This window comes from Adhaeribacter aquaticus DSM 16391, assembly GCF_000473365.1.
In the GTDB taxonomy this organism is placed as follows: domain Bacteria; phylum Bacteroidota; class Bacteroidia; order Cytophagales; family Hymenobacteraceae; genus Adhaeribacter; species Adhaeribacter aquaticus.
The window spans coordinates 1,106,227-1,129,810 of sequence record NZ_KI421517.1; the positions used below are offsets into that span (position 1 = coordinate 1,106,227).

The 23,584-nt window shown below is 41.2% G+C and carries 18 protein-coding genes, 1 pseudogene and 1 riboswitch; of the genes and pseudogenes, 11 read left to right on the forward strand and 8 right to left on the reverse strand.

Features of this window, described 5'->3' with window-relative positions; genetic code table 11:
* Window positions 1-142: 142 nt before the first annotated feature.
* From ADHAQ_RS0106790 to ADHAQ_RS0106800, 3 genes are all read left to right on the forward strand, one after another.
* Window positions 143-1,918, forward strand: coding sequence for a DUF885 domain-containing protein (locus ADHAQ_RS0106790; RefSeq protein ID WP_026462298.1), 1,776 nt, complete (start codon window positions 143-145; stop codon window positions 1,916-1,918).
* Between the two features lie 24 nt (window positions 1,919-1,942).
* Window positions 1,943-2,500, forward strand: a complete 558-nt coding sequence (locus ADHAQ_RS0106795) for a GNAT family N-acetyltransferase (protein WP_026462299.1) — start codon at window positions 1,943-1,945, stop codon at window positions 2,498-2,500.
* A gap of 128 nt (window positions 2,501-2,628) precedes the next feature.
* A complete protein-coding gene (locus tag ADHAQ_RS0106800; RefSeq protein ID WP_026462300.1) occupies window positions 2,629-3,597 on the forward strand; it encodes a YihY/virulence factor BrkB family protein in 969 nt (322 codons plus the stop codon).
* Here ADHAQ_RS0106800 and ADHAQ_RS0106805 read toward each other — a convergent pair.
* Both ADHAQ_RS0106805 and recJ read right to left on the reverse strand, forming a co-directional pair.
* Window positions 3,589-7,431, reverse strand: a complete 3,843-nt coding sequence (locus ADHAQ_RS0106805; RefSeq protein ID WP_026462301.1) for a PAS domain S-box protein — start codon at window positions 7,429-7,431, stop codon at window positions 3,589-3,591. The two genes, ADHAQ_RS0106800 and ADHAQ_RS0106805, sit on opposite strands and share 9 nt — an antisense overlap.
* A gap of 390 nt (window positions 7,432-7,821) precedes the next feature.
* Window positions 7,822-9,531: a single-stranded-DNA-specific exonuclease RecJ gene (gene recJ / locus ADHAQ_RS0106810; RefSeq protein ID WP_026462302.1), complete on the reverse strand. Its 1,710-nt coding sequence runs from the start codon at window positions 9,529-9,531 to the stop codon at window positions 7,822-7,824.
* A 358-nt stretch (window positions 9,532-9,889) separates the two neighbouring features.
* Here recJ and ADHAQ_RS0106815 point away from each other — a divergent pair, with 358 nt between their 5' ends.
* Window positions 9,890-10,624, forward strand: a complete 735-nt coding sequence (locus ADHAQ_RS0106815; RefSeq protein ID WP_026462303.1) for a proteasome-type protease — start codon at window positions 9,890-9,892, stop codon at window positions 10,622-10,624.
* A gap of 20 nt (window positions 10,625-10,644) precedes the next feature.
* Window positions 10,645-11,490: a transglutaminase-like domain-containing protein gene (locus ADHAQ_RS0106820; protein WP_026462304.1), complete on the forward strand. Its 846-nt coding sequence runs from the start codon at window positions 10,645-10,647 to the stop codon at window positions 11,488-11,490.
* Window positions 11,491-11,570: 80 nt separating this feature from the next.
* On the opposite strand, the gene ADHAQ_RS0106825 is transcribed toward ADHAQ_RS0106820, so the two are convergent.
* Together ADHAQ_RS0106825 and ADHAQ_RS0106830 are read right to left on the reverse strand one after the other, a co-directional pair.
* A complete protein-coding gene (locus tag ADHAQ_RS0106825; protein WP_026462305.1) occupies window positions 11,571-11,861 on the reverse strand; it encodes a hypothetical protein in 291 nt (96 codons plus the stop codon).
* A 92-nt stretch (window positions 11,862-11,953) separates the two neighbouring features.
* Window positions 11,954-12,889, reverse strand: a complete 936-nt coding sequence (locus tag ADHAQ_RS0106830; RefSeq protein ID WP_026462306.1) for a hydrogen peroxide-inducible genes activator — start codon at window positions 12,887-12,889, stop codon at window positions 11,954-11,956.
* 245 nt (window positions 12,890-13,134) lie between these two features.
* Here ADHAQ_RS0106830 and ADHAQ_RS0106835 point away from each other — a divergent pair, with 245 nt between their 5' ends.
* The 3 genes from ADHAQ_RS0106835 (at window position 13,135) to ADHAQ_RS0106845 (ending at window position 16,813) form a co-directional block, all read left to right on the forward strand.
* Entirely contained in the window at window positions 13,135-14,643 is a 1,509-nt protein-coding gene (locus ADHAQ_RS0106835) for a catalase (protein ID WP_026462307.1), read from the forward strand.
* Between the two features lie 89 nt (window positions 14,644-14,732).
* A riboswitch (Fluoride riboswitch) is annotated at window positions 14,733-14,800 on the forward strand.
* A gap of 43 nt (window positions 14,801-14,843) precedes the next feature.
* Entirely contained in the window at window positions 14,844-16,151 is a 1,308-nt protein-coding gene (locus ADHAQ_RS0106840; RefSeq protein WP_026462308.1) for a voltage-gated chloride channel family protein, read from the forward strand.
* A gap of 26 nt (window positions 16,152-16,177) precedes the next feature.
* Window positions 16,178-16,813, forward strand: coding sequence for an MOSC domain-containing protein (locus ADHAQ_RS0106845; protein WP_026462309.1), 636 nt, complete (start codon window positions 16,178-16,180; stop codon window positions 16,811-16,813).
* Between the two features lie 77 nt (window positions 16,814-16,890).
* On the opposite strand, the gene ADHAQ_RS0106850 is transcribed toward ADHAQ_RS0106845, so the two are convergent.
* A complete protein-coding gene (locus tag ADHAQ_RS0106850; RefSeq protein WP_026462310.1) occupies window positions 16,891-17,640 on the reverse strand; it encodes a metallophosphoesterase family protein in 750 nt (249 codons plus the stop codon).
* 3 nt (window positions 17,641-17,643) lie between these two features.
* A pseudogene (locus ADHAQ_RS0106855) lies at window positions 17,644-18,393 on the reverse strand (nucleotidyltransferase); the annotation flags it as partial.
* Between the two features lie 264 nt (window positions 18,394-18,657).
* Here ADHAQ_RS0106855 and ADHAQ_RS24785 point away from each other — a divergent pair.
* On the forward strand, window positions 18,658-19,266 hold the full coding sequence (locus ADHAQ_RS24785; protein WP_034256642.1) for a DsbA family oxidoreductase: 609 nt from the start codon (window positions 18,658-18,660) through the stop codon (window positions 19,264-19,266).
* A 4-nt stretch (window positions 19,267-19,270) separates the two neighbouring features.
* On the opposite strand, the gene ADHAQ_RS0106865 is transcribed toward ADHAQ_RS24785, so the two are convergent.
* Both ADHAQ_RS0106865 and ADHAQ_RS0106870 read right to left on the reverse strand, forming a co-directional pair.
* Window positions 19,271-19,966 carry a DUF421 domain-containing protein gene (locus tag ADHAQ_RS0106865; RefSeq protein WP_026462312.1) on the reverse strand — a complete coding sequence of 232 codons (696 nt, stop codon included), beginning with the start codon at window positions 19,964-19,966 and terminating at the stop codon, window positions 19,271-19,273.
* Between the two features lie 5 nt (window positions 19,967-19,971).
* Entirely contained in the window at window positions 19,972-20,661 is a 690-nt protein-coding gene (locus ADHAQ_RS0106870) for a YetF domain-containing protein (protein ID WP_026462313.1), read from the reverse strand.
* A gap of 223 nt (window positions 20,662-20,884) precedes the next feature.
* On the opposite strand from ADHAQ_RS0106870, the gene ADHAQ_RS0106875 reads away from it, so the two are divergent.
* Entirely contained in the window at window positions 20,885-21,985 is a 1,101-nt protein-coding gene (locus tag ADHAQ_RS0106875) for an AI-2E family transporter (RefSeq protein WP_026462314.1), read from the forward strand.
* 317 nt (window positions 21,986-22,302) lie between these two features.
* Window positions 22,303-23,295, forward strand: coding sequence for an alpha/beta hydrolase (locus tag ADHAQ_RS0106880; RefSeq protein ID WP_026462315.1), 993 nt, complete (start codon window positions 22,303-22,305; stop codon window positions 23,293-23,295).
* The last annotated feature ends 289 nt before the right edge of the window (window positions 23,296-23,584 follow it).

Sequence of the window (23,584 nt, forward strand, 5' to 3'; positions counted from 1 at the left end):
TTGGTATAAGTTATTATGAAATTACGCAGGAACTCCCGGTAATATATTTATCTTTCACTCCTGCTAAATTGATGTCTCTTAAGAATAGGTGCTTTGGGAAAATTATCTGATATTAGATTTCTTTAATATTTAATTAATCTTTATGAAATATATAGTTGCTGCTGGTTTAGCCTTGCTATTCTTTACCAGTTGTAAAAACCAAAATAAACCAAAAGAGAATACTGCCACCTTAAAACTGAGCAGTATCCTGGATAATTATTACGAGGAAAGATTACCCTTATTTCCATTAGAAGCCACCGCTATTGCCGATAACCGTTATGACGACCAGCTTCCCAATGATTTATCTGCCGCACATCGGGCCAAGACGAAAGAACTCTATTCCAAATACTTAAATCAGTTAAACCATTTAGACACTGCTGCTTTAGCCGGGCAGGAAAAGTTAAGCTACGCTATTTTTAAACGCGATATGCAATTGGCGCTGGAAGGTTTAAGTTTTAATGAACACCTAATGCCGGTTAACCAATTTTGGGGATTGCCGCTTACCATGGCGCAACTAGGGTCCGGAGCCAGCAACCAGCCTTTTAAAACGGTAAAAGATTACGACAACTTTCTGGGACGGATGGCTGGTTTCCAAGTATGGGCCGATACTGCTGTTGCCAATATGCGCCGGGGCATGACCAGTGGTTATGTATTACCAAAGACCTTAACTGAAAAGGTAGTGCCTCAATTAGCTGCTCTCATAGTCGCTGATCCTCAAAAAAGTATCTTTTACGACCCTATAACTAATTTCCCAAAAGATATTTCGGTTACCGAAAAAGACCGCCTGACCCAGGCATATACAAAAGCCATTGCCGAAAAAGTAGTTCCGGCTTATAAAAAGCTGCACGACTTTATGAAAAACGAATACTTGCCAAAATCGCGCAACACCAGTGGCATCTCCAGTATCCCAAATGGCAAACAATACTACAATTACCTGGTTCGCTACTGGACTACTACAGATAAAACACCTGAAGAAATATTTGAAACCGGCCAACAGGAAGTAAAAAGAATCAGGAGCGAAATGGAAGCAATAAAAAATCAGGTTGGTTTTAAAGGCGATTTGAAAGCTTTCTTTGCTCATTTAAAAACAGATAAAAAATTCAGACCTTATAAAACCGATGAAGAAGTGCTTCAGGCTTATCGCGCTATTGAAGCACGGATGCAACCACAGCTAAAGCAATTGTTTGGCCAGGTACCAAAATCTAAATTTGAAGTACGGCAGACAGAAGCTTTTCGCGAAGCCTCGGCTAGTGCCGAGTATAACCCGCCGGCACCAGATGGCTCCCGCCCCGGTATTTTTTACGTGCCCGTTTTGGAGCCTACTGATTACACCACTCCCAAAATGGAATCGCTGTTTTTACACGAAGCCATACCGGGCCATCATTACCAAATCTCATTGCAGTACGAAAACGAAAGCTTACCTAAGTTCCGGCGGTTTGGCTGGTACGGTGCCATGGGCGAAGGCTGGGCTTTATATACCGAAGGTTTAGGAAAAGAATTAGGCTTATATACCGATCCGTATCAATATTTTGGCAGATTAGACGGAGAAATGCACCGGGCTGTAAGACTGGTTGTTGATGCCGGCATGCATGCTAAAGGCTGGACCCGGGAACAAGCTATTCAGTTTTCTAAAGAAAATGAAGCAATGGAAGAAGCTGGCATTATTTCTGAGATAGAACGTTATATGGCCATACCAGGACAAGCACTTTCGTACAAAACCGGTGAGTTGAAAATACGGGAGCTGCGTAACCGCTACCAGCAACGGGGAGGCAATAAGTTTAAACTAAATGCTTTCCACGACGAAATATTGAAAGATGGCGTAATGCCGCTGGACGTGTTAGAAAGCAAAATGGAAACCTGGGCAGCCCAGCAGAAATAACAATCAGTTTTTCGGAAACATACTATGGAACTTCCTAAAATAGATACATCACGATTACTGCTCCGAGGTTTTGTTCCGGAAGATGCCCCACTGGTACAAAAACTAGCCGGCGACAAAGATGTAGCTTTTAATGCCCTTAACATTCCGTACCCGTTTCCGGCTGAGTCTGCCGCCGTCTGGATTAGCACGCATAAGAAGGAATTTGCGCAACATAAATCCGCTATTTTTGCTATTGAAACTACTAGTAACCAAGAATTTATTGGCGCCGTTGGTTTAACCACCATCAGTGAAATAAACAACACCGCTGAAATGGGTTATTGGTTAGGCAAATCTTACTGGAACAAAGGTTTTGCCTCTGAAGCCATTGCTGCTTTAATAATTTTTGGTTTCGAAGAATACAAGCTTAATAAAATTTTTGCCACTCACTTAAAACGTAATGCGGCCTCCGGCAAAGTGCTGATGAAAAACGGCTTTCAGGTAGAAGGCATACTACGGCAGCACATAAAACACTTTGGCAAATACGAAGACCTGGTTCATTTAGGCTTATTACGGCAAGAGTACCAAGACCTGCACGAGTTTTAAATCCTTTTCTTTTAAGAAGCTTAACAGAAAAACAGCATTCAGTATCGATTCAGGAAGCAGGTTAAAGATGATAAAGTTTTAAAAGATGTTAGCTTATCTTTTTTTACTTTAACCCGTAAGCCTTGCTCATGATAACGAGGCAGCGTGTACGGGTTCTGTGGTTTTTATTAAAAGATGCTTTTCGGGAATTTAAGAAGAACGATCCATTAAGGTTTGGGTCTTCTACTGCTTTTTTTACCACCTTTGCCTTGCCCCCTATTCTGGTTATTCTAACAAATTTATTTGGGTTATTAATTAACGTCGACTTTATTAGCCTGAACCTTATTATAAAATTACAAACAATGGTTGGGCAGCGGGGTGCCACCCAACTATATTATGTACTGCAAAACATACAAGATATTCCTACCCACTGGAGCATTGCCACCACGGGTATGCTTTTCTTAATGTTTGTTTCTACCACTTTATTTATTGTGGTACAAAAATCCATAAATGAGTTGTGGAGCATTAAACCCAAATCAGGTGGAAAGAAGATTCGGAAACTGATTAAAAACCGGGCTATTTCATTAGCTATTATTCTGGCTACAGGTCTGCTGTTTTTAATTTCTCTGCTGGCCGATTCGGCATTATCCTACATGGGTAATAACCTGAACCAGTTTTTCCCGGATTCAACTACTTTAGTAATTCATGTTGTAAATCAGGTGTTTTCCATACTATTTGTTACGGTTTGGTTTGCCATAACTTTTAAATATTTGCCTGATGCGCATATCCATTGGAAACCCATCTGGGTGGGAGCAGGTGTAACAGCCGTATTATTTACAATTGGCAAATTTATTTTAAACCGCATGCTTATTAATAGTAACCTGGGACCAATTTATGGACCTTCCGCATCAGTATTATTAATCATGCTTTTTGTTTTTTACTCGGCCATGATTTTGTTTTACGGCGCATCTTTTACCAAAACTTATGCGAATTATGCGCTATTTAAAGTAAAGCCAAAATCGTATGCCATGCGGTACGAGCCAGGACTTAAAGAAAAGGAAAAGCCCAAACAAGACTTGCCGCCCGGAGCCAGTGCGGCTAATGCAGCTTTAAGTTAGTGGTATTTTAATGGCTACACTTGTGCCCTGTCCGGGTGCTGTATCAATGGTAATGGTGCCTTTTAAAAGCTTTATCCGGTTCCGGATACTGGATAACCCGATACCCTTGGCTGCTGAGGCTACTAAAGCCGCATCATACCCCATACCATTATCATCTACATGTATGTTAATGTTTCCGCCTCTGTTAAGAAGTAAAATAATTACTTCAGATGCCTGAGCATATTTTAGAATATTATTGATTAATTCCTGAATAATCCGAAATATGGCCAGCTCCAACAGGCTTGGCAACCGGTCATTAAAGCCTATGATGTGTAAATTAAACTTAATGGCGGGCGGGGCAATCCGTTGTACCAAATCATGTAATGCCCTATCCAGCCCCAGGTCCCGTAACGTAACTGGTGTTAACTCAAAAGAAATATTTCGGGTAAGCTTAATAGAATCTTCCAGCAACTCCCGTACCCGGGTAAGGGTAGCGTCATTCCGACTAGGCTTGCCTGCCAACTGATTTATATAAGTATCTAGGTTTAGCTTGGAGGCATACAACACCTGCCCCAGCCCATTGTGCAACGACTCCCCAATGCGTTCTCTTTCCGACTCCTGGGCCTGCAGAATAGCGTGTAATATTTCTTGCTGTTGCTTTAATTTTAAACGCAATGCTTCTTTTTCTAACCGTTTACGCACGGTTATATCATGAATAAGAGCTATATATTGTATTACCTTGCCGGTTGCATCGCGCTTAAAAACCTTCCCTCTAATCAGAAACCAGCCTATTTCACCTTTTATATTTTTTATCCGGTATTCTAATTCCTTAACTTCCTCGTCGGCAGCAGTGGCAAATGCTGCCTGGAAATTTTTTAGCCTATCATAATCTTCCTGGTAAATTACTGCCCTTCTGGCTGTATCATCCATTTGCAGTAACTCCTGCATGGTTAATCCAAATGAAGGAGACAGTTCCCGGTTCATGTAAACCAGTTTATTCTCCGTCAGATCATAAACATGTATTAAATCTGGTGTTGAATCAGTTATCTTCTTAATAAAATATTGGCTTTCCTGCAGCTTTTGTTCTTTTTTAACCAGCTCTGTAATATCATGAAACAGCGAAAGAACACCTGTTACATTATTATTTTCATCCTTTAATGGAATAAAAAAACCATCTGAATAACCCTGAATAGCTAAATCTTCCTGCTTTGGCAGGTGTACAAACTCGCCCGCCAGACACCGTAATAATCCATCCTGAATTTTCTCAATAGAAGCTGCTTTTGGAAACAACTGGAAAAAAGGTTTACCAATAACAGCCTCTTTTTTTAAGCCATAGATTTCTTCGCAACGCCTGTTCCAGGCAGTTACAACCAGGTTTTTATCTAAAGCCGATATCCGGTCAATATTGGTATCCAGCAACGTTTCAATAAAAATATTTTTCTCGGTAAGTTGTTGCTGCAGGGCTATGGTTTCAGTTATATCCTGCGTAGTACCTTCCATAAAAACGGGTATTCCGGCACTATCCCGGTGCACCTCTCCCAGCGAATGCAGATACCGGATGTCACCATTTCCCCGGATAATCCTGCAAATAAAGTTAAAGGGTTTATCAGTAGTAAGCGCCGTATTAATGGCTTCTAAAATAGGCGCTTTGTCATCAGGGTGATAACATTGCGTTACCTGCTCAAAAGTCAATTGTGTCCCAACTGGCACATCATAAATCCGGTACAACTCATTTGACCAAAGCATTTCATCGGTTTGCAGGTTGCGTTGCCAATTGCCTAGGCGCGCAATGCGTTGGGCCTCGTTTAGGCGATAATGCTCTTCTTTTAGCTTTTCTTCTGTTTCTTTATGGGCAGTAATATGCTGGGCAATGGCAATAACCTGCCAAACAGTACCTGATTTATCACGACCGAAAAGCCCATTCCGAACCCTAAACCAACACCAGTTCCCGGAGCTATCTTTTATCCGGTATTCTATTTCCCTTACCTCTCCTTCTTCTAAAGTAGCCAACTCTAAAAAGTGATCTACTACTTTCTGGTAATCGTCAGGGTGCAATAGTTCTTTAAAAATAGTAGCCCCTAATTCATAAATATAATTTTCATCGTAGCCTAAAATTTCATAAACCTCCCGGTTTACATATACAATCCGACCTTCTATAGCATCCAGAATATATAAGATATCTGGAGTACTATCCATTATCTGCTGAATGAATTTATTGCTTTCCTGAAGTCCTTGCGTGGTTAGTACTATTTCCGTTACGTCTTGCAACGTACCCCGCACCAGGCATACTTGCTCATCTTCATCTTTTACACATTCTGCCTTACGATGCACGTAGCGAATGCTACCATCCTGACGAATAATGCGGTGGGTGAAGTTAATACCCTGCCCTTCCTGAATAACTTTCTGAACTTCAGTTTTAAAAAGATCCAGGTCATCCGGATGGCAGAAACGCTCCAGCTTGGTTAAGGTAATTTCCTCGCATTGCTCTTCTAATCCGTACAACCGGTACATTTCGTCTGACCAGATTATTCCGCGCGTTTGTATATTCCACTCAAAGCTGCCTACCTGCCCAATCTGCTGTGCCTCTTTTAGGCGGCGGTGTTCATTTTTTATTTTTTCTTCAGCTAACTTCTGTTCTGTTATATTTCGGGCAATTGCTAATACGGTAACTACCTTTTTGTCCTGGGCAAATTCAGGCGCTAACTTTACATGGTAATACTGCCGATTATGTGGAGTAGGCAATTCAGTATAAAAATCGACAGGTCTGGCATTGTTGAAAACTTCCTGTAGTTTTTGAGTCCAAAGTGCTGTTATTTCGGCAGGGAATTCCTGCTCCCCAAAGGCTTTATCTAATAAGTTTGTAGTTGGGGTCCCTAATTCCTTTTCCAGAGCAGCATTTGCCGAAATCAGCTTAAACGCAGGATTAAACCGCAGAATAATGTCTGGCGTGTTATCAACCAAAGCCCGCCAGGTTTCCATTCCTTTCCGCGTTTCTTCCTCAGCCTTTTTTCTTGCCGTAATATCCTCATAAGTCAGCACACAGCCATCTTCTAATTTTACTACCGTTAGATTGAGCCACAATTCCAGGTTGTCAAAGTTGTAATAAGTCTCCGTGGAAAAAGAAACCCCGGTTTCTATAACCGACACATACCGTTGAAACAGACCTGACTCTTTCGTGCCCGGGAAAAGTTTTAATAAGGACTTTTCAATCTGATCAGTGGTCTTATAGAAATCATTAAAAACTTTATTCCCCAGAATATATTCTAAGTCTACTATATTTTCGGCGGCATCTCTTACAGACTTGAGTACTACCACCCCTACAGTAGACGAGTTAAAAATCGCCTCCAGCCATTGCTTTTCTTTGCGTAGCGTTTCTGCCTTTTGCTGTGTTTCTGCCAGCTGGTTTTCTAAATTTATTATTCGATCCCGATGCCCAACTAAGGCTGTAGCATCTATAAGCTTATGAATTATATAACTTATACAACCCGCCTCATTTAAAACCGGCGTATTACTAATACGCCAAAAAGCTGCTTCCTTTTCCTTTTTCCCTGATACAGCTGACCTAACCACATGGTAATGCTGAGCAGGCAGGTGATGAACCTGTTTGGTGGTAAGCACTGTGAGTAGGGAAGCACTGAGTTTATCCGTAAAATCTATTGCAGCTGGGGAGGCGTTAGCAGGAAATATATCAAACAAATAACACCCTTTTATTGCTTCCCGTTTAGTACAGGTAGCTTCAAGATAAGCATTACTAGCTGTTTGTATATATAAATCAGGCGAAAGAATCAGGTATAAATCCGGCACTGACTCAAATGCGGCCAAAACATCCTGTGTGATAGTGGATACGGCTTGCATGTATTTGTACAAAAGGATTAACCTGTTTTAATTTAAATTCAAAGCGACAGACAACCAATAATATTAGCCAAATATTTTAAGCTGAACAAATATGAGAACTATTTTAGAAAGGCTTTAGAGCAAAACAGGTATTTGTACGTACGCGTTAAACTACTTAGGTTAATATCTTAGTAAAGGCCTATGGATGCCTTCCTTATTACCTGCCCTATTATAAATTTATTTTACTGATAAAGCCACAATACCAGATTTCTTCGGAAAGCTTAAACCAAAAAATTTACTTGAACGCTGGAAAGAGTTTTCCGGAGCAATGTATGGTGCAGGTAAAGTTAAATGGAGGTGTATAGTTGTTAAAAATAGATTATAATAAATGCAGGGGTAGTGTTATTTAACTTAATCTGCAAAGCGAATATCTTTTATGCGCAACTGTAAGGTAGACACTCCGCGAAAAACATTTTCTTCCACACAATAACATACATCAAACGGAATACCTTTCAAGATACGGGGATAATAATCGGCCATTCCAAAAGCAATAGCATCTATTGGAAAGCTATCTTCCTGCATCAGCTTTAATTTCAGGTGAGTATCGCCTACAACCCGGCACGAACCTGTATCATAAACACATTCTGACGTAAAAACCGGGGCCATGTTACCGGGGCCAAATGGCTCCATTTGCCGGATGATCTTCAGGAAGTTATTGGTGATTTGCCGCAGACGTATAGGGGCGTCTATCTCAATTTGCGGTACCAGTTGTTCTTCTTTGATATTCCGGGTTACAACCTGTTCAAAACGCTCCCGAAAAGCAGGCACATTTTCTACCGGTAAGGTTAGACCTGCCGCATACATATGGCCACCAAACTGATCAAGTAAATCACTGCATTCCAAAATGGCACTATGGACATCAAAACCATGTACTGAGCGGGCAGAACCCGAAGCTTTACCATTTGATTCTGTAAGAATAATGGTAGGACGGTAATATTTCTCGATGCAGCGGGAAGCCACAATACCTACTACGCCTTTGTGCCAGGTTTCCTTAAACAACACTGTCGACCGGGAGTTACGCAAAAAATCATCCTGCTCAATCATCAGCAGCGCCTCTTTGGTAATGCTCATGTCGTGCCCCCGGCGTTCGCTGTTGGTTTTGTCTATGGCATCAGCTTTGGTGAAGGCTTCTTCTTTAGTAGCAGCTATTAACATGCTTACAGAACGCTTGGCATCTCCCATACGGCCTGCTGCATTAATGCGTGGGGCAAACCCAAACACAATGCTGTTAATATCCATTTCATCTTTCAGTCCAGCCAAATCTTTTAAAGCTGCCAAACCCGGCCGTAGCGCTTCTCCCGAATTCAGTTGTTTTAATCCAAAGTAAGCAAATATCCGGTTTTCTCCTGTTATAGGTACAATATCCGCTGCGATACTTACTACTACTAAATCCAAGTAAGAAAACAGTTCTTCCGCATCCAGGTCGTTGTGGATACAAAACGCCTGCAACAACTTAAACCCAACACCACAACCCGAAAGTTCTTTGTAAGGGTAAGGACAATCTACCCGTTTGGGATCTAGTACAGCTACGGCATCCGGAATAGTAGTATCTGGCAAATGGTGGTCACAGATTATAAAATCTACGCCTTTCGTTTTGGCATAAGCTACCTTTTCCATGGATTTAATACCACAGTCTAAGCTTATAATTAAAGTAAAACCATTTTCTGCCGCCCAATCTACCCCCTGCGTAGAAATACCGTACCCTTCAATATCCCGGTTTGGAATATAAAAATCAATTTCCCGGATATATTTTCTAAAGTAACTGTAAACAAGCGCAACCGAGGTGGTGCCATCTACATCATAATCGCCGTAGATCAGTACTTTCTCAGCTTTATGAATAGCGCCATTAATTCGGTCTATAGCTTTATCCATGTCCCGGATCAGGAATGGATCATGTAATTCATCAAGCGAAGGGCGAAAAAAAGATTTAGCTTCAGGATAGGTACAAACGTTGCGCTGACATAAAACAGAGGCCAATGATTGACTTATCTGCAAGCTATTAGCTAAGCTGCTCACAGTGTCCTGGTCAGGCACCGGTTTTAAAACCCATCGTTTCTCCATGTTGCTGCTTCGTTTGTGCGGAATACAAAAGTAAATAATTAAAGAGGAATTCTCCGCTACAAGTTCCTTTTAAATCTGGGTCGCCCCATAAAAATTTAGTATCTTTGTTTAAAGTAATAACACTCAATGCCTTGAAAAACCTACAAAATTTTTACAATAAATGGAAAGATTACATTCAGACAGACCTGTTAATGTATCTTGTATTTATTCTTTTTCTGGCTATTTTATTTATTTTCTTCCGGGACTAACGCCTAAAAACCTGCTTCCGTACTAAAAGCTTTTATAAGCTATTGTTTAAAATTTCAGACTTAAATAACCGCGATCTTTTAGCAAACAGCTAAACCCCTAATTCCCCGTTATGACATATTGTTTAGGTATTAAATTAAAGGAAGGCCTGGTAGCAATTGCTGATACCCGCATTACGGCCGGCACCAATACTACTACTAAGAAAAAAGTCTTTATCTCGCAAAAGGATAAATCTTCAATCTTTATTATGACAAGCGGATTACGCTCTGTACGCGATAAAGCTATTCATTATTTTGAGGAGTTGATAGAAGAAGGAGCTGATTTCAATAAACTGTTTAAAGCCGCTAATGCCTTTGGCGAACAGGTAAAGCGAGTTGCGGAAGAAGACAAAACTGCTCTGGAATCGGCAGGTCTGAGGTTTAACTTAACGACCATAGTGGGCGGGCAACTACGAGATGATGATGAGCATAAAATGTTTTTGCTATACTCTGAAGGTAATTGGGTAGAATTAGATGAAGGTGCACCCTATATTATTATTGGCAATTCCGGCCAGGGCAAAGCTATCCTAAACCGGGTGCTACACAATGACTCCAGCATGCAGCAGGCCCTAAAAGCTGGTTTCCTTTCTTTTGATTCTACCCGGGTAAGTAATAATGATGTGGAGTTTCCTATAGATGTAATTTTATACCAGAAAAACAGTTTTTCTATAGTAGAACACCGGTACGAGAAAAAGGATTTAGAGCATATTGCCGATCTTTGGGCCGAAAAATTAAAAGCAGCCCTGGACGATATACCAGAAGAGTGGATGGAAATAGCCCTAAATAAATTGCCCCAAAAAGAGGTTTAAATATCCCTCCAAATTATTTTATGAAATTTCAGGTAGAGTGCCAAATAGGATACGAGGTATTACAACCCAGTACTTTAATTTTTAATATACACGCGCTGCGTACCCACAATCAGATTGTACTGGAAGAAACCCTAGACATAGATCCGCATGTACGCATAGATGAATTTACTGCCAGACACAGCCCTAACCGCTTTGTTCGTATGGAGGTAAACGAACATCTCTTCTTTACCATCTCTTATAAGGCCATCGCAGAAACTGTTTATCAGGAAATAGCCCATCAGGATTTAATAAATGTGCCAGTAGGCCAATTGGACGGGGATATTATTCCGTTTTTATTTCCTAGCCGTTATTGTCAATCTGATAAACTGCAACGATTGGCTTATAAAAAATTTGGTGATATAGAAGGTACTTATGCCAAAGTATTAGCCATTACAGAATGGATTTACAACAACATAGAATACGTAAGTGGCAGTACCACCTCCCAAACTTCGGCTTTTGATACCATTACGGAACGATCTGGCGTTTGCCGCGACTTTGCTCATTTAGGAATTGCTTTGTGCCGGGCGCTTTCTATACCGGCCCGCTATTTTACCGGCTATGCCTATAAGCTTTATCCTGCCGATTTCCATGCTTGTTTTGAAGCTTACATAGGCGGCCACTGGATAATTTTTGATGCGACTCAATTAGCCCCCTTGAATGGCCTAGTAAAAATAGCCAATGGCCGTGATGCTGCTGATGCTGCCGTAGCCAGCATTTTTGGCAATGTTATCTGCAACTATGTACAGGTAAACTGCCAAACCCTGGACGATAATTTTGTTCCATTTTTCCCGAGTAGTAATCCTTTAAAAGGATTATCTCTACAGTAACTTTTTCAATTGTTATAAACCAAAAGCGCCTGTTCTTATAAAGATTAAGAACAGGCGCTTTTGGTTCATAATCCTTTATTTTACGTATTCCCATCTGTAGCTTCAGTTCCGGTACCACCCACATGACCGTTATACCCTTCTCCAGTTGGTAAACCTATTTCACCACCAGAATTTTTATCGGTTCCTAAACCAGCGGTACCGCCAGCTGCACCGGCCATAGCTGCCGGGTTTAGTCTATCTTTATCGGCGTCCTGCGTAGCTGCATTACCGCCAAACCTGGCCCCGCGCACACTATCATCTTCCCATACTTCATCCATACGCCGCTGCATTGCTTTCATGCTTTCGTTCTTATCTTCTAAATGCTCATCCATAACTGTAAAGTTTAATTCTACTTTATTCTTGTTACAGATTTACGTAAGGAATTACTTTCTGTGGCCTAATTTATTTAATATTCTTGGCCAGATTAAATATTTACTACCCGATCCTTTTTGTTGTTTTTAACTTTTTGGGGTAAACAAGCTACAATTTCTGCTTTCAGCACATCTACCAAGCGTTTCTTTACAAAATCGCGGTGGGTTACCAGGCTCACTTCCCGTACCGGTGCCGGTGCATCAAAGTACCGCACCAGTTTTTGTTGTTTCGGCGACAAATCCAGGGTAGCCAGCTCCGGAATTATGGTTACCCCATTATCCTGCTCCACCATCCGGCGCAATGTCTCAATGCTGCCAGCTTCGTACTCAAAGGCTTTACCATCGGGCAAAGCACTGCGCAACTCACATAAATTTAATATCTGCGACCGGAAACAATGACCTTCTTCCAGCAACCACAGCATTTGCAAGTCTATATCTTTAGGTAATACATATTTCTTGTCGTACAGCCCGTTCGATTTAGATACATAAGCTACCAGCTCTTCGTAAAACAGAACATGTTCCTTTAGGCTGGTTTCCTGCAAGGGTGTTACCAGTAACCCGGCATCCAGTTTATTTCGTTTTAAGTCTTTCGCAATGTTCTCAGTGGTCATTTCTATAATACGCAACTTCACCTTCGGGTATTTTTCCAAAAACCCTTTTAAGAAAAGCGGTAATAAATAAGGTGCTAAAGTGGGAATGACGCCTAACCGTAATTCTCCTCCTATTTCCCCCTGTTTATTACTGATTATTTCTTTAATGCCTTGCGCCTGTAATAATAGCAACCGGGCCTGCTGTATAATTTCCTCTCCTACTTCGGTGGGAACAACTGGCTGCTTACTTCGATCAAATATTTTCACTCCCAGCTCCTCTTCCAGCTTCTGAATCTGCATGCTTAAAGTAGGCTGGGTTACAAAGCTTTTATCCGCGGCAGTGGCAAAATGCCGGTAAGTATCAACGGCCACAATATATTCTAACTGTACAAGCGTCATCTGCTAATCCTAACAAATTAAAACACAAATATAGACACAATCTATGAGTTATTAAAAATTATCGATTTGATCAATATATTAAATAAGCCAACCTTTGTGCAACGCAAAAGCAATAAGATGCTCAAAAGCTTTATAAAATTACTAAATGTGCTTTACCACCTGGAGAGGAAATTATAGCAACAGCAGATAAATAATTAGCCTTAAGTCAAAATAAAACAGCACCAAAAAACATAGAAAACACTACAATGGAAGAAAAAGAAAGAACCCACAAACTAACTACCGCTTCTGGTATTCCTTACGCCGAACACGAAAACTCTAAAACTGTAGGCGCCCGCGGACCAATTTTATTAGAAGATTTTATTCTGCACGAAAAACTAGCGCACTTTAACCGGGAGCGTGTGCCGGAACGTGTAGTTCATGCCAAGGGTTCTGGTGCTTATGGTAAATTTACTGTTACCCACGATATAACTAAATACACCCGGGCAAAGGTATTCAGCCAGATTGGGAAAGAAACTCCCTTATTCCTGCGTTTTTCAACTGTAGGCGGCGAAAATGGATCGGCTGATACCGAACGTGATCCGCGAGGCTTTGCCATTAAATTTTACACCGAAGATGGCAATTGGGATTTAGTAGGCAATAATACCCCGGTTTTCTTTATTAAAGACCCGAAAAAATTCCCGGATTTTATTCATACCCAAAAGCGCGACCCGCGCACGCATACCAAAAGTGCCACTATGGTGTGGGACTTCTGGAGCCTGAACCCCGAAAGCTTACACCAGGTAATGATATTAATGAGCGACCGAGGCACACCTTATGGTTACCGCCACTTGCATGGTTTCGGTAGCCATACTTTCTCGTTCATTAACGCTGAAAACGAACGCTTCTTCGTAAAATTCCATTTCAAGACCTTACAAGGCATTAAGAACTTTACCGCTGAAGAAGCTACTGCCATGAAAGGCATTGACCCGGATTTTGCCCAACGTGATTTAGTAGAAGCCATAGACCGGGGCGATTATCCGCAATGGGCGCTTAAAATTCAGGTAATGACCGAAGAAGAGTCTAAAACCTATAAGTGGAATCCTTTTGATTTAACTAAAGTTTGGTCGCAGAAAGATTATCCGCTGCTTGATGTTGGTATTCTGGAACTGAACCGGGTACCCAACAACTACTTTGCCGATGTAGAGCAATCTGCTTTTGCGCCGGCCCACGTGGTTGATGGTATTGGTTACTCGCCAGACCGCATGTTACAGGGCCGCTTACTAGCTTACCCGGATGCGCACCGGTACCGGATTGGCGCTAACTACGAGCAATTACCGGTAAACCGTTGCCCTTATGCTACCAACAACTACCAGCGCGACGGCGCCATGCGCTACGATGGTAACGGCGGCAGTGCACCAAATTACTTCCCGAACAGCTTTGATGGTATTTATGCCGACGAAAAATACAAAGAACCGACTCAGGACTTAGGTACTTCTATTTCTGGTTGGTTTGATAGGAATGGGGAAGGAGAAAACGATCATTATACCCAGCCTGGCGACCTGTTCCGTCTGATGACAGAGGAGGAGAAAAAAGCTACGATTAAGAATATAGTTGGTGCCATGAGTGGCATCTCTGGTGAGAAACGTGCCTTAATTATCAACCGCCAATTATGCCATTTCTTTAGAGCTGATATTAGCTTAGGCATTGGAGTAGCTATGGGCTTAGGCATCAATGTGGAGAGCCAAATGATGCAGCATGCCATGAGTGGCAACTAGTAAAGTACTTTACCTACTACATATATATAGCAAGAGGCGGGATACTTATTCCGCCTTTTCTTTTATAGCAATTTCCTATTTATCTTTACAGGCACATAGGCAATGGTGTCTGCCTTAAACCGTCCCGTCACTTGGGAATGATGGCGCCTACTAAACGGCAAAAGCCAGGGTAGCGTGTATTATGCTTAACTAAGTGATTTATGGCTTCTAAAAATTTTAAAAGGCGGCTCCTCTCCATCGAGCAAATCCCGGTATTTCTTTACTTAGTCAAGTGGCTGTGGCTATGTGCCCTGATAGGTGCCTTAGCTGGTTCGGCTTCAGCTATATTTCTTATTTTGTTGAATTGGGTAACCACCTGGCGCGAATCACACCTGTGGATAATTGCTTTACTGCCGGTCGGAGGTTTGCTTATTGGCTTAGCTTACCATTATTGGGGAGAAAGTGTAGTAAAAGGTAATAATTTATTACTGGAAGAATTTCACTCCCCAAAAGCTGTCATTCCGTTACGCATGGCTCCTTTAGTTTTGTTTGGCACCCTAGCTACCCATTTTTTTGGTGGTTCGGCGGGGCGCGAGGGTACTGCTGTACAAATGGGTGCTGCCATTTCTGATCAGTTTACCAAGTATTTTAACCTGCCTGCCCGTGACCGGAAAATATTATTGATAGCAGGCATAAGTGCGGGCTTTGCTTCGGTATTTGGCACTCCACTAGCCGGAGCTGTATTTGCGTTGGAAGTTTTTACCATTGGCAGGGTCAGGTACGATGCCATTTTACCAAGTTTTTTAGCTGCCTTTTTTGCCGATTATATTACTCGCTTCTGGCCAGTAACGCATACTCATTATGTAATTCCGGTTGTACCTGAACTAACCCTTGACAAATTACTGTGGATATTATTAACGGGAATATTCTTTGGTTTGGCTGCCCTACTTTTTTCAAGAATGGCCCATTTTTTTGCCAGCTTTGCCAAAAACAAAATAAGCTACCCGCCCCTGCGTCCTGTAATTGGGGGTGTTGTTATAGCCCTTGTAGTTTGGTGCCTGGGCACCACCAAATATATAGGTTTGGGGGTACCAACCATAGTAGCTGCCTTTAATCACTCCCTGCCTCCTTATGATTTTATGTTAAAATTACTACTCACCACTTTTACCTTAGGCATGGGCTTTAAAGGCGGTGAAGTAACACCCTTATTTTTTGTTGGTGCGACCCTGGGCAATACCTTAAGTTTCTTTGTTCCGTTGCCGCTAGCCTTACTTGCCGGTATGGGTTTCGTTTCTGTTTTTGCCGGCGCTACCAACACCCCCATTGCCTGTACCCTAATGGGCATTGAGTTATTTGGCAACGCAAGCGGACTGTTTATTGGGTTAGCCTGTGTAGTTGCCTATTTGTTTTCCGGCCATACCAGCATATACAGCTCTCAGCTTATTGGCAGTCCCAAACATTTGCTCTATAGCCGTCATAAACAAAAAAAACTAGATGAATTAAATAGTAAAAAATTACAAAAAACTTAATAATTTAAGCTCTTTATTATACCCCTATGCATATTAAATCTGTAAATATTGGGCTACCTCAAGAAATAGAATGGAAAGGTAAAAAGGTAGTTACGGGCATTTTTAAACAACCTACCGAGCAACCGCTACAAGTTAAACAGACTAATATTGCCGGAGATGGTCAGGCAGATTTAATAAACCATGGCGGCATAGACAAAGCCGTTTACGCTTACCCGTACGAGCATTATAATTATTGGTACCAATTGCTGGGAGTAGATAACCTGGAGCTGGGTAGTTTTGGCGAAAACCTGACCACTACAGGCATTACAGACCCTAAAGTTTTTTTAGGCGATTACTGGCAATTTGGATCGGCTGTTTTAATGGCCGTACAGCCCCGCTTTCCGTGTTACAAGCTAGGCATCCGGTTTAAAGACGAACGCATGACCAAAACCTTTCTGCAAGCCAGGCGAAATGGCATCTATTTTCGGGTGATAGAAGAAGGTATTTTACAAAATGGAGATGCTATAAAATTAATTCAGAAATCTGAACACCCGGTTACTATACAAGATGTGGTAGATAATTATGTGTTACCAGATAAAGATCAGGTAAAAATAGAACAGATACTCTCTATTCCTTTTCTTCCTAACTTTTTAAGAGAACATTTTACGCCTTTATCCAGCTGAAACGCTAAGATAAGCGTTGCTATAAAAGATCAGATAGGCTTTATCTTGTATAGCAACGCTTACCAATACTTTAATTCCTATACTTCATAAATATAAAAATCGCCCGGAAAGCCAGCTTTGTGTAAAATAGGTTTGGCTACATTAAAAACTTTTACCCCGGCCGATGTTTCACCCTCCAAAGTGCCTACGTGGGCATGTCCGTGAAAAACCACCTCTACTTGTCGGCGGTTTATAGGTTCTACTAAACGGGAAGATCCCAGGTAAGGGAATATCTCCGGTGGTTCACCAACTACGGTTTCTTTAATGGGTGCAAAATGAGTTACTACTACCTTCTTCAAGTTATCATAACTATTTTCCAGGTGAGCTAAAGCCCTATCCAACTTTAATGCTTCATCTACTGCTTCCTGCACAAAATTTTTAATGCCCTGCTCCCCAAACATAGAGAGCATATACCTGTCAAAACCACCACCAAAACCTTTCACGCCAGCAAAACCAATATCATTTACAACTACCGCTTCTCCGTCCAGAATAGATACCTGATCACTTTCCAGAATTTTTTTAATAGCCTTCTGCTGATCCCGTTCAAAATCATGGTTACCCAAAACGGCAACTACCGGAATGGTACAGGATTTTAATTCTTCTTTTAATACTTCTGCTTCGTGCAAGTGCCCCGTGTCCGTTAAATCGCCAGCTATTACTAAAATATCCGCCTGACGGGATATTGTTCTAAAATATTCAATCCATTTGCCCTGATCAGTTTCCTTTACGTGAATATCACCTACGGCTGCAATCCGGACTTTTTTCGTTTCTATTTCGATTATCTCCATAACTTAAATAGTCTTGATTGTAATCACTTTATAATCCCATTCCGTAATATCCATACGGTATTGTGTCTGATCTATAATGGGCCCTAAGCAAACTTTTTCAATGGGCAAAGGCATATCGTATTGATTTTTAGCCAATTCAATTAATTCATCAAACAACCATTTAGGCACAATATCACGCTCAGTAGGGTATACAAACTGGAAATTAAGTACCTGGCTTAACAATAAATGCCAGTGCTGCCCCAACCGGCTCCAGATTCGCTTCCAATCCAGTTTATCGCCATAACGCAGAATAAGATGGTTTACATCGGCACCATCATAACGCTCCCGGTTTTGCACGTATATCTTGCACCATAATAATTCTTCTGCCGGAATCATTTTTACGGGAACTCCATAAGCTTCACCGTCCACAGCATTATCAAACCAAGTATCATCTACAAAGCAAATGTTGTTAACGGTGTTAAAGATCAGATCAATGTACATGTCGTCTTTGTACAGCTTAGCCAACCATCGGACATCTGTTAATTCGGTTTTGTAGCCATTGTCTGAAAATAATTTTAATATTTTTGGATATTCATTGGCTTTACAGAATAAATCCAAATCTTTTAAATCGCGCATGATGCCGGTATATTGACGGAAAGCTAAGCCTCCCCCCAATAAATATTGTAGACCACTGCTATTCAGCAGTCCTAGTGCCTCACGATAGAATGCTTCGGCAGCCTCTCTGTCTTCTTCGGTTTGAGCCATATAATTTTTAAAATATCTTTTTGTTGAAACCTGGCTTCATAAGCTCAGGAAGGGTTTATTAAACTTGTCAGGCAGTAACTTAGCCATAGAGAAAGAGGCAGCACTATTGACAAAGTAGTACATTTACTTAATTCAGAAAGATTTGTTGTCTTAACCATATATTGCTCTTCTTTATCCTGTTTCTAATGATTTTAATTAGCCCTATATTTTATTTTTTTGGAAACAAAATCAGTGAAAACAAGCTAAGTATAGGTTTACCAACCACCTTAAGTTATGCTGAACATTCGTGTATATTCTGATTATGTGTGCCCCTATTGCTTTTTAGGCGAACAAGTATTGCTGCGCGCTATTAAAGGAATGGAAAACCAAATAGCAATAGAATGGATGCCATTTGAATTACGCCCTTTCCCTACGCCCACGTTGTTACCAGAAGGAGAATATTTGCAACAGACCTGGCAAAATTCGGTTTACCCAATGGCAGCCCAATTAAATATTCCAATCATACTTCCCAAAGTATCGCCGCAGCCTTATACCCACCTGGCTTTTGAGGGTTATCAATTTGCAAAAAAGCAAAATCTGGGCACCGCTTATAACCACCGCATGTTTACCGCTTTTTTTCAGGAAGAGCAAGATATTGGGCAAGTGGATGTACTGGTAAACCTGGCAACCGAGGTTGGACTGAATGCTTCAGATTTCCGGAAAAACCTGGAAAACCGTACTTACAAAGATCAACATCAGGAGGCCTTGCGTCATGCTTATGAAGAAATACGCATTTCGGCCGTACCAACTTTTGTAATCAATGATGTTGTGTACCGAGGATTGCTCCGGGAGCAAGACATTGTTCGGATTGTTACAGAAGCATTAAATTCAGGTGGTTTTTAAACCATCAGGAAATTACTGCTTCCTCCCATTCTAAATGGTTACACCGCTCACATTTACTATCCGGTTTACGCTGTACTTTTACAATATTTCCACAACTGGAGCAGGCAAACTGCCCATTAGCTTTTCGCTGTTCTTTTTTATATTCCTGGTCAACATCAGGTAAAGTAGAAAGGCCAACCCGCTCATCGTCTTTATACCTTCTAAAGGTAAAGCCGCCATTCGTTTCCATATATACCCGCTGTAGTTTACCTAAATTATCAATACCTTCCGACCGAAGCTCAGCTAGTAGCCGCTCCCGCGTTATACGGGCCTGCTCCATACTATCAAGCTTTAAACAACCATCTACTACCAGCGTATTGATATCGTCGAGCACCAGGCTTTCAAATTTTTGGTTTGAAGCAGATTTAGCTGCAATCCATCTTTGAAACATAATAACAATTGCAGCAATAATGAGGGGTGGTAGTAAGCCTCTGGAAGGATCCAGTAACGAAACCCCGATTGCTGCGGCTAATGAAACCAAAGCAATCATCTCGTTACGGGTTAATTGTGCCCCCATCCGGTTACCCATTAACCGCATCGAAACCATTAATAAAAGGTACATAAAAGCCGCGCGAATAACTGCTTCCAGCAAAAAGGTTGGAGGCATATCGCCCATAAAAATCCGCATCCAATCAGTAATTCTTATTTCCTCTGGTTTCATATTCTTTATTTAATAGCATTAGTCCATTCTTCACAACCACAATTAGGACAATTCGCCTCCCGGGCTTTTTCTGTAGGTATAATATTTCCACATTGCGAACAAGCCTTTACCTGATCGTCTACTGGTTCCTGTTTTAATAAAGCTTGGTCCTTTTCCGGTAATACCGATAATCCAGGTTTTGTTTCAGCTTCAGTAAAAACACTAAACAGCCCACAAGCTTCCATGTAAACTCGCTTAACCTGCCCAAGATGCCGAATACTTTTATCCCGCAACTGAGCAAACAACTGATCTTTAGATATTCTGTTAGCCTCCAGAGCCGAACGGTTTATTACGCCATTATGTACTAATATGCATAAATCGCCCTGGGCTACTTTCTCTACTTTCCGGTATTTAAAACTCAACCAATTCAGCCCCCGGTGAAATACCAAAGCACAAACCAACACCACTAAACTGGGCGCAATACCTCGTTCCGGAATCTGAAAGGGTACGGCCACAATAGCTCCCAGGGTTAACATAACAGCGAACTCAATAATTGTCAACTGGCCATTCATGCGCTTTCCCAGCAGGCGCATCACTACCACCAGTGCTATATACACGATCAGGGTCCGAAAAAACACTTCAAGCATAAACTCCATTGGCGTGTTACCAAAAAGAATTCTATACCAATCGCTTAAAAAAATTTCTTCTTTTTTCATAGTTCCTCCAATACGAGGAGTAAAAGGTGTGGTTATGCTGATTTTGCAGGTTATAACTACGTAGTAATCAAAAAGAAGGCCTGAGAATGGGTTCTAAGGGGTAAAATCAGGTAAATACCAATACAGGTAATGCTATTTTAGATAAAGGGGGCTGAAGAGATGATTAACGATATAAAATATTCACCGTTATATATATAAACACACAAGTCTTAAATGCTACACCATGAAGAGTATATCCATTTACCGACTTAATGCTATTCTATTATTGGTTATTTTAACTACCATAATCCTTTATTATGGCAAAGTATTTCTGATACCCTTGTTCTTTAGTATTATGCTTGCCATGCTATTACTGCCGATATGCCGGAAACTAGAAAAATGGGGTATTAGCCGGGTGTGGTCTACTTTAATTGGCATTTTAATTATACTTTTTATTATACTAGTTTTTTTGGGCATTATTGGTGCACAAGCGGCCAGTATGTCCCAGGATTTACCTAAGATGCAGGCTAAGGCACAGCAGTTTATTCAAACTACTCAGTCCTGGATAGAAAGCCAGTTTGGAGTAGCGCCCAAACAACAAATAAATTACCTGCAAAAAGGGGTGAGTAAAATATCTCAAGTTGCCAATTCCTTTCTTACGTCGCTCCTTTCCGGGGCAATGAGTTTAATTACCGGTTTGGTACTGGTAATTTTATACTTCTTTTTCCTGATGTGGCGGCGGGAGAAATACAAAGAATTTATTTTAAAACTTGTAAAAGACGAAAACAAAACGGAAGTAAACAAGGAATTAAATCAGATAACGCAGGTAGCTGGCCAATACCTGATTGGTCGGTTAGTTTCTATGGCTTTTCTGGCAGTAGTTTATTCTATTGGATTCTCCATTTTAGGACTCGAGAATGGCATTTTAGTAGCCTTAGTGGCAGTTATTCCTACAATTATCCCATACATTGGGGCTTTTATCGGCGGTTTCTTCCCTTTAGCCATAGCATTAATTAGTGGCACTTTAGGTACCGTTGTACCGGTTATTATTATTTTAGGAGTCGCTCAAGCCATTGATAACAACATTATAGAACCATTGGTAGAAGGAGAAAGTCTGGATATTAGCCCTATTTTTACCATTGTAGCCATTGTACTGGGCGAGCTGGTATGGGGAGTGGCCGGCATGGTGTTATTTATACCCTTGTTTGCTATTATAAAAATTGTTTTCGAACATATCCCGGCATTACACCCATTTGGGTTTTTACTGGATAATGAAGTCGCGGAACCTAAATGGATGGAAAAATTAAAAAATCGGGCTGAAAAATTAAAAGACAAAATAACATAGGTTTTTCTCCTCCTTATTTTTCTACCCAGTTTGTACTAGTCTTTATTCACATTCTTCTTTCCTTGAAGTAGATTCTGGGATTATAATGTATTTCTGTTAGCTATTTTGCCTTTAAATAAGACAAGCCGCTTTCCCTTATCTTTTATTCTTTGAGCATTAAAACCAGTCTGCCCAAGCCAACTAGAATAATTTGCTCTTCCCATACTATGTAAACAATTCATTATCAATCAAAAATAAGCAAGAGATACTAAACCCATTTACTATAGTAGCCCCGTAAAGCCAGCAAATGTTTATGAACTTTAATAAATCGAACTATTATGAAAGTGGAAGAAACTTTGCAAAAAATTCTGGATCAATATGCCACCTTTGAAGTACCGCCAATAGAAAGTCTCTCCCCTGGAAATGCCCGGAACGCACCTACCCTAAAAAATGCAGTAGAAGAAATGAATGCCGAACATGTAGGTAACCGGGTTATTAATTTGGCTAAACCTATGCCGGAACCGGTGGGCAAAGTAACCCATGTGGTTATTCCAGGTCAGGGCGGAGATATTTTGGCCCGGGTATACACTCCAAAAGGCGATGGCCCTTTTACGGTACTGGTGTATTTCCATGGCGGCGGCTGGGTTATTGCCAACCTGGATGTTTATGAACCAACTTGCCGGGCCCTGTGTAATGCTGCCGAATGTGTAGTGGTTTCTGTAGCTTACCGGCAGGCACCGGAAAATAAGTTTCCGGCAGCAGCAGATGATGCTTATGCTGCTTTGCAATGGGTAATGGCCAATACTGCCACCATAAATGGTATTACAGGCTGCGTGGCTGTAGGTGGCGAAAGTGCCGGGGGAAACTTAGCTACCGTTGCCTGTTTAATGAGCAAAGACAAAGGTGACCAGATGCCATTATTCCAATTACTGGTCTATCCAATCACTAATTATGCTTTTGATACCCCATCCTATATGGAAAACGCCAACAGCAAACCATTAAATGCAGCTATGATGAAATGGTTCTTTAGGCATTATTTGGGAAATGAAGCAGACGGAAATCAGCCTTATGTTTCACCATTACAAGCTCCGGATATAAGTGGTTTGCCTCCTGCCTTGGTTATAACGGCTGAGTTGGATGTACTACGCGATGAGGGTGAACAATACGCCCAGAAGCTGCAGGCTGCCGGAGTGCAGACAAAAACCGTTTGTTACCCGGGTATGGTACACGAATTTTTTAGTTTATCGGGAGTGGTGCCAACCGCTAAAGAAGCGCTGGACGAAGCCGCCAGTGGATTAAAGGCTGCATTTGAAGCTATTCCTGTTAGATAACTAAAACGATGTATATTTATTTAATGAGTCCCTGAAAAGAGGGCTCATTATTTTTTCACAATTCTATAATAACTTTTTAAGCTAACCAGTCAATTTCATGCTTCTACCAGTAGCGGCTTGGGAAAAAGCCCTGGCAGCAGATTAATAGTGATAGACGCCTTAACTGATCCGGAAATATTAATATTTGCTTACAAGTAACAACTAAACTTGCTTAAAAGTTGGCTAAAGTTATTCCCCCAGGAGGCGAAGCGGCACTTGGGCCCTTAGAAGCCGCCATACGGTAAGCAGT

Excerpts from the sequence above, each read along its gene's own strand:
- ADHAQ_RS0106790 (WP_026462298.1), top strand. The coding sequence starts at position 143 with ATGAAATATATAGTTGCTGCTGGTTTAGCCTTGCTATTCTTTACCAGT.
- ADHAQ_RS0106795 (WP_026462299.1), top strand. The coding sequence starts at position 1,943 with ATGGAACTTCCTAAAATAGATACATCACGATTACTGCTCCGAGGTTTT.
- ADHAQ_RS0106800 (WP_026462300.1), top strand. The coding sequence starts at position 2,629 with ATGATAACGAGGCAGCGTGTACGGGTTCTGTGGTTTTTATTAAAAGAT.
- ADHAQ_RS0106805 (WP_026462301.1), bottom strand. The coding sequence starts at position 7,431 with ATGCAAGCCGTATCCACTATCACACAGGATGTTTTGGCCGCATTTGAG.
- recJ (WP_026462302.1), bottom strand. The coding sequence starts at position 9,531 with ATGGAGAAACGATGGGTTTTAAAACCGGTGCCTGACCAGGACACTGTG.
- ADHAQ_RS0106815 (WP_026462303.1), top strand. The coding sequence starts at position 9,890 with ATGACATATTGTTTAGGTATTAAATTAAAGGAAGGCCTGGTAGCAATT.
- ADHAQ_RS0106820 (WP_026462304.1), top strand. The coding sequence starts at position 10,645 with ATGAAATTTCAGGTAGAGTGCCAAATAGGATACGAGGTATTACAACCC.
- ADHAQ_RS0106825 (WP_026462305.1), bottom strand. The coding sequence starts at position 11,861 with ATGGATGAGCATTTAGAAGATAAGAACGAAAGCATGAAAGCAATGCAG.
- ADHAQ_RS0106830 (WP_026462306.1), bottom strand. The coding sequence starts at position 12,889 with ATGACGCTTGTACAGTTAGAATATATTGTGGCCGTTGATACTTACCGG.
- ADHAQ_RS0106835 (WP_026462307.1), top strand. The coding sequence starts at position 13,135 with ATGGAAGAAAAAGAAAGAACCCACAAACTAACTACCGCTTCTGGTATT.
- ADHAQ_RS0106840 (WP_026462308.1), top strand. The coding sequence starts at position 14,844 with ATGGCTTCTAAAAATTTTAAAAGGCGGCTCCTCTCCATCGAGCAAATC.
- ADHAQ_RS0106845 (WP_026462309.1), top strand. The coding sequence starts at position 16,178 with ATGCATATTAAATCTGTAAATATTGGGCTACCTCAAGAAATAGAATGG.
- ADHAQ_RS0106850 (WP_026462310.1), bottom strand. The coding sequence starts at position 17,640 with ATGGAGATAATCGAAATAGAAACGAAAAAAGTCCGGATTGCAGCCGTA.
- ADHAQ_RS24785 (WP_034256642.1), top strand. The coding sequence starts at position 18,658 with ATGCTGAACATTCGTGTATATTCTGATTATGTGTGCCCCTATTGCTTT.
- ADHAQ_RS0106865 (WP_026462312.1), bottom strand. The coding sequence starts at position 19,966 with ATGAAACCAGAGGAAATAAGAATTACTGATTGGATGCGGATTTTTATG.
- ADHAQ_RS0106870 (WP_026462313.1), bottom strand. The coding sequence starts at position 20,661 with ATGAAAAAAGAAGAAATTTTTTTAAGCGATTGGTATAGAATTCTTTTT.
- ADHAQ_RS0106875 (WP_026462314.1), top strand. The coding sequence starts at position 20,885 with ATGAAGAGTATATCCATTTACCGACTTAATGCTATTCTATTATTGGTT.
- ADHAQ_RS0106880 (WP_026462315.1), top strand. The coding sequence starts at position 22,303 with ATGAAAGTGGAAGAAACTTTGCAAAAAATTCTGGATCAATATGCCACC.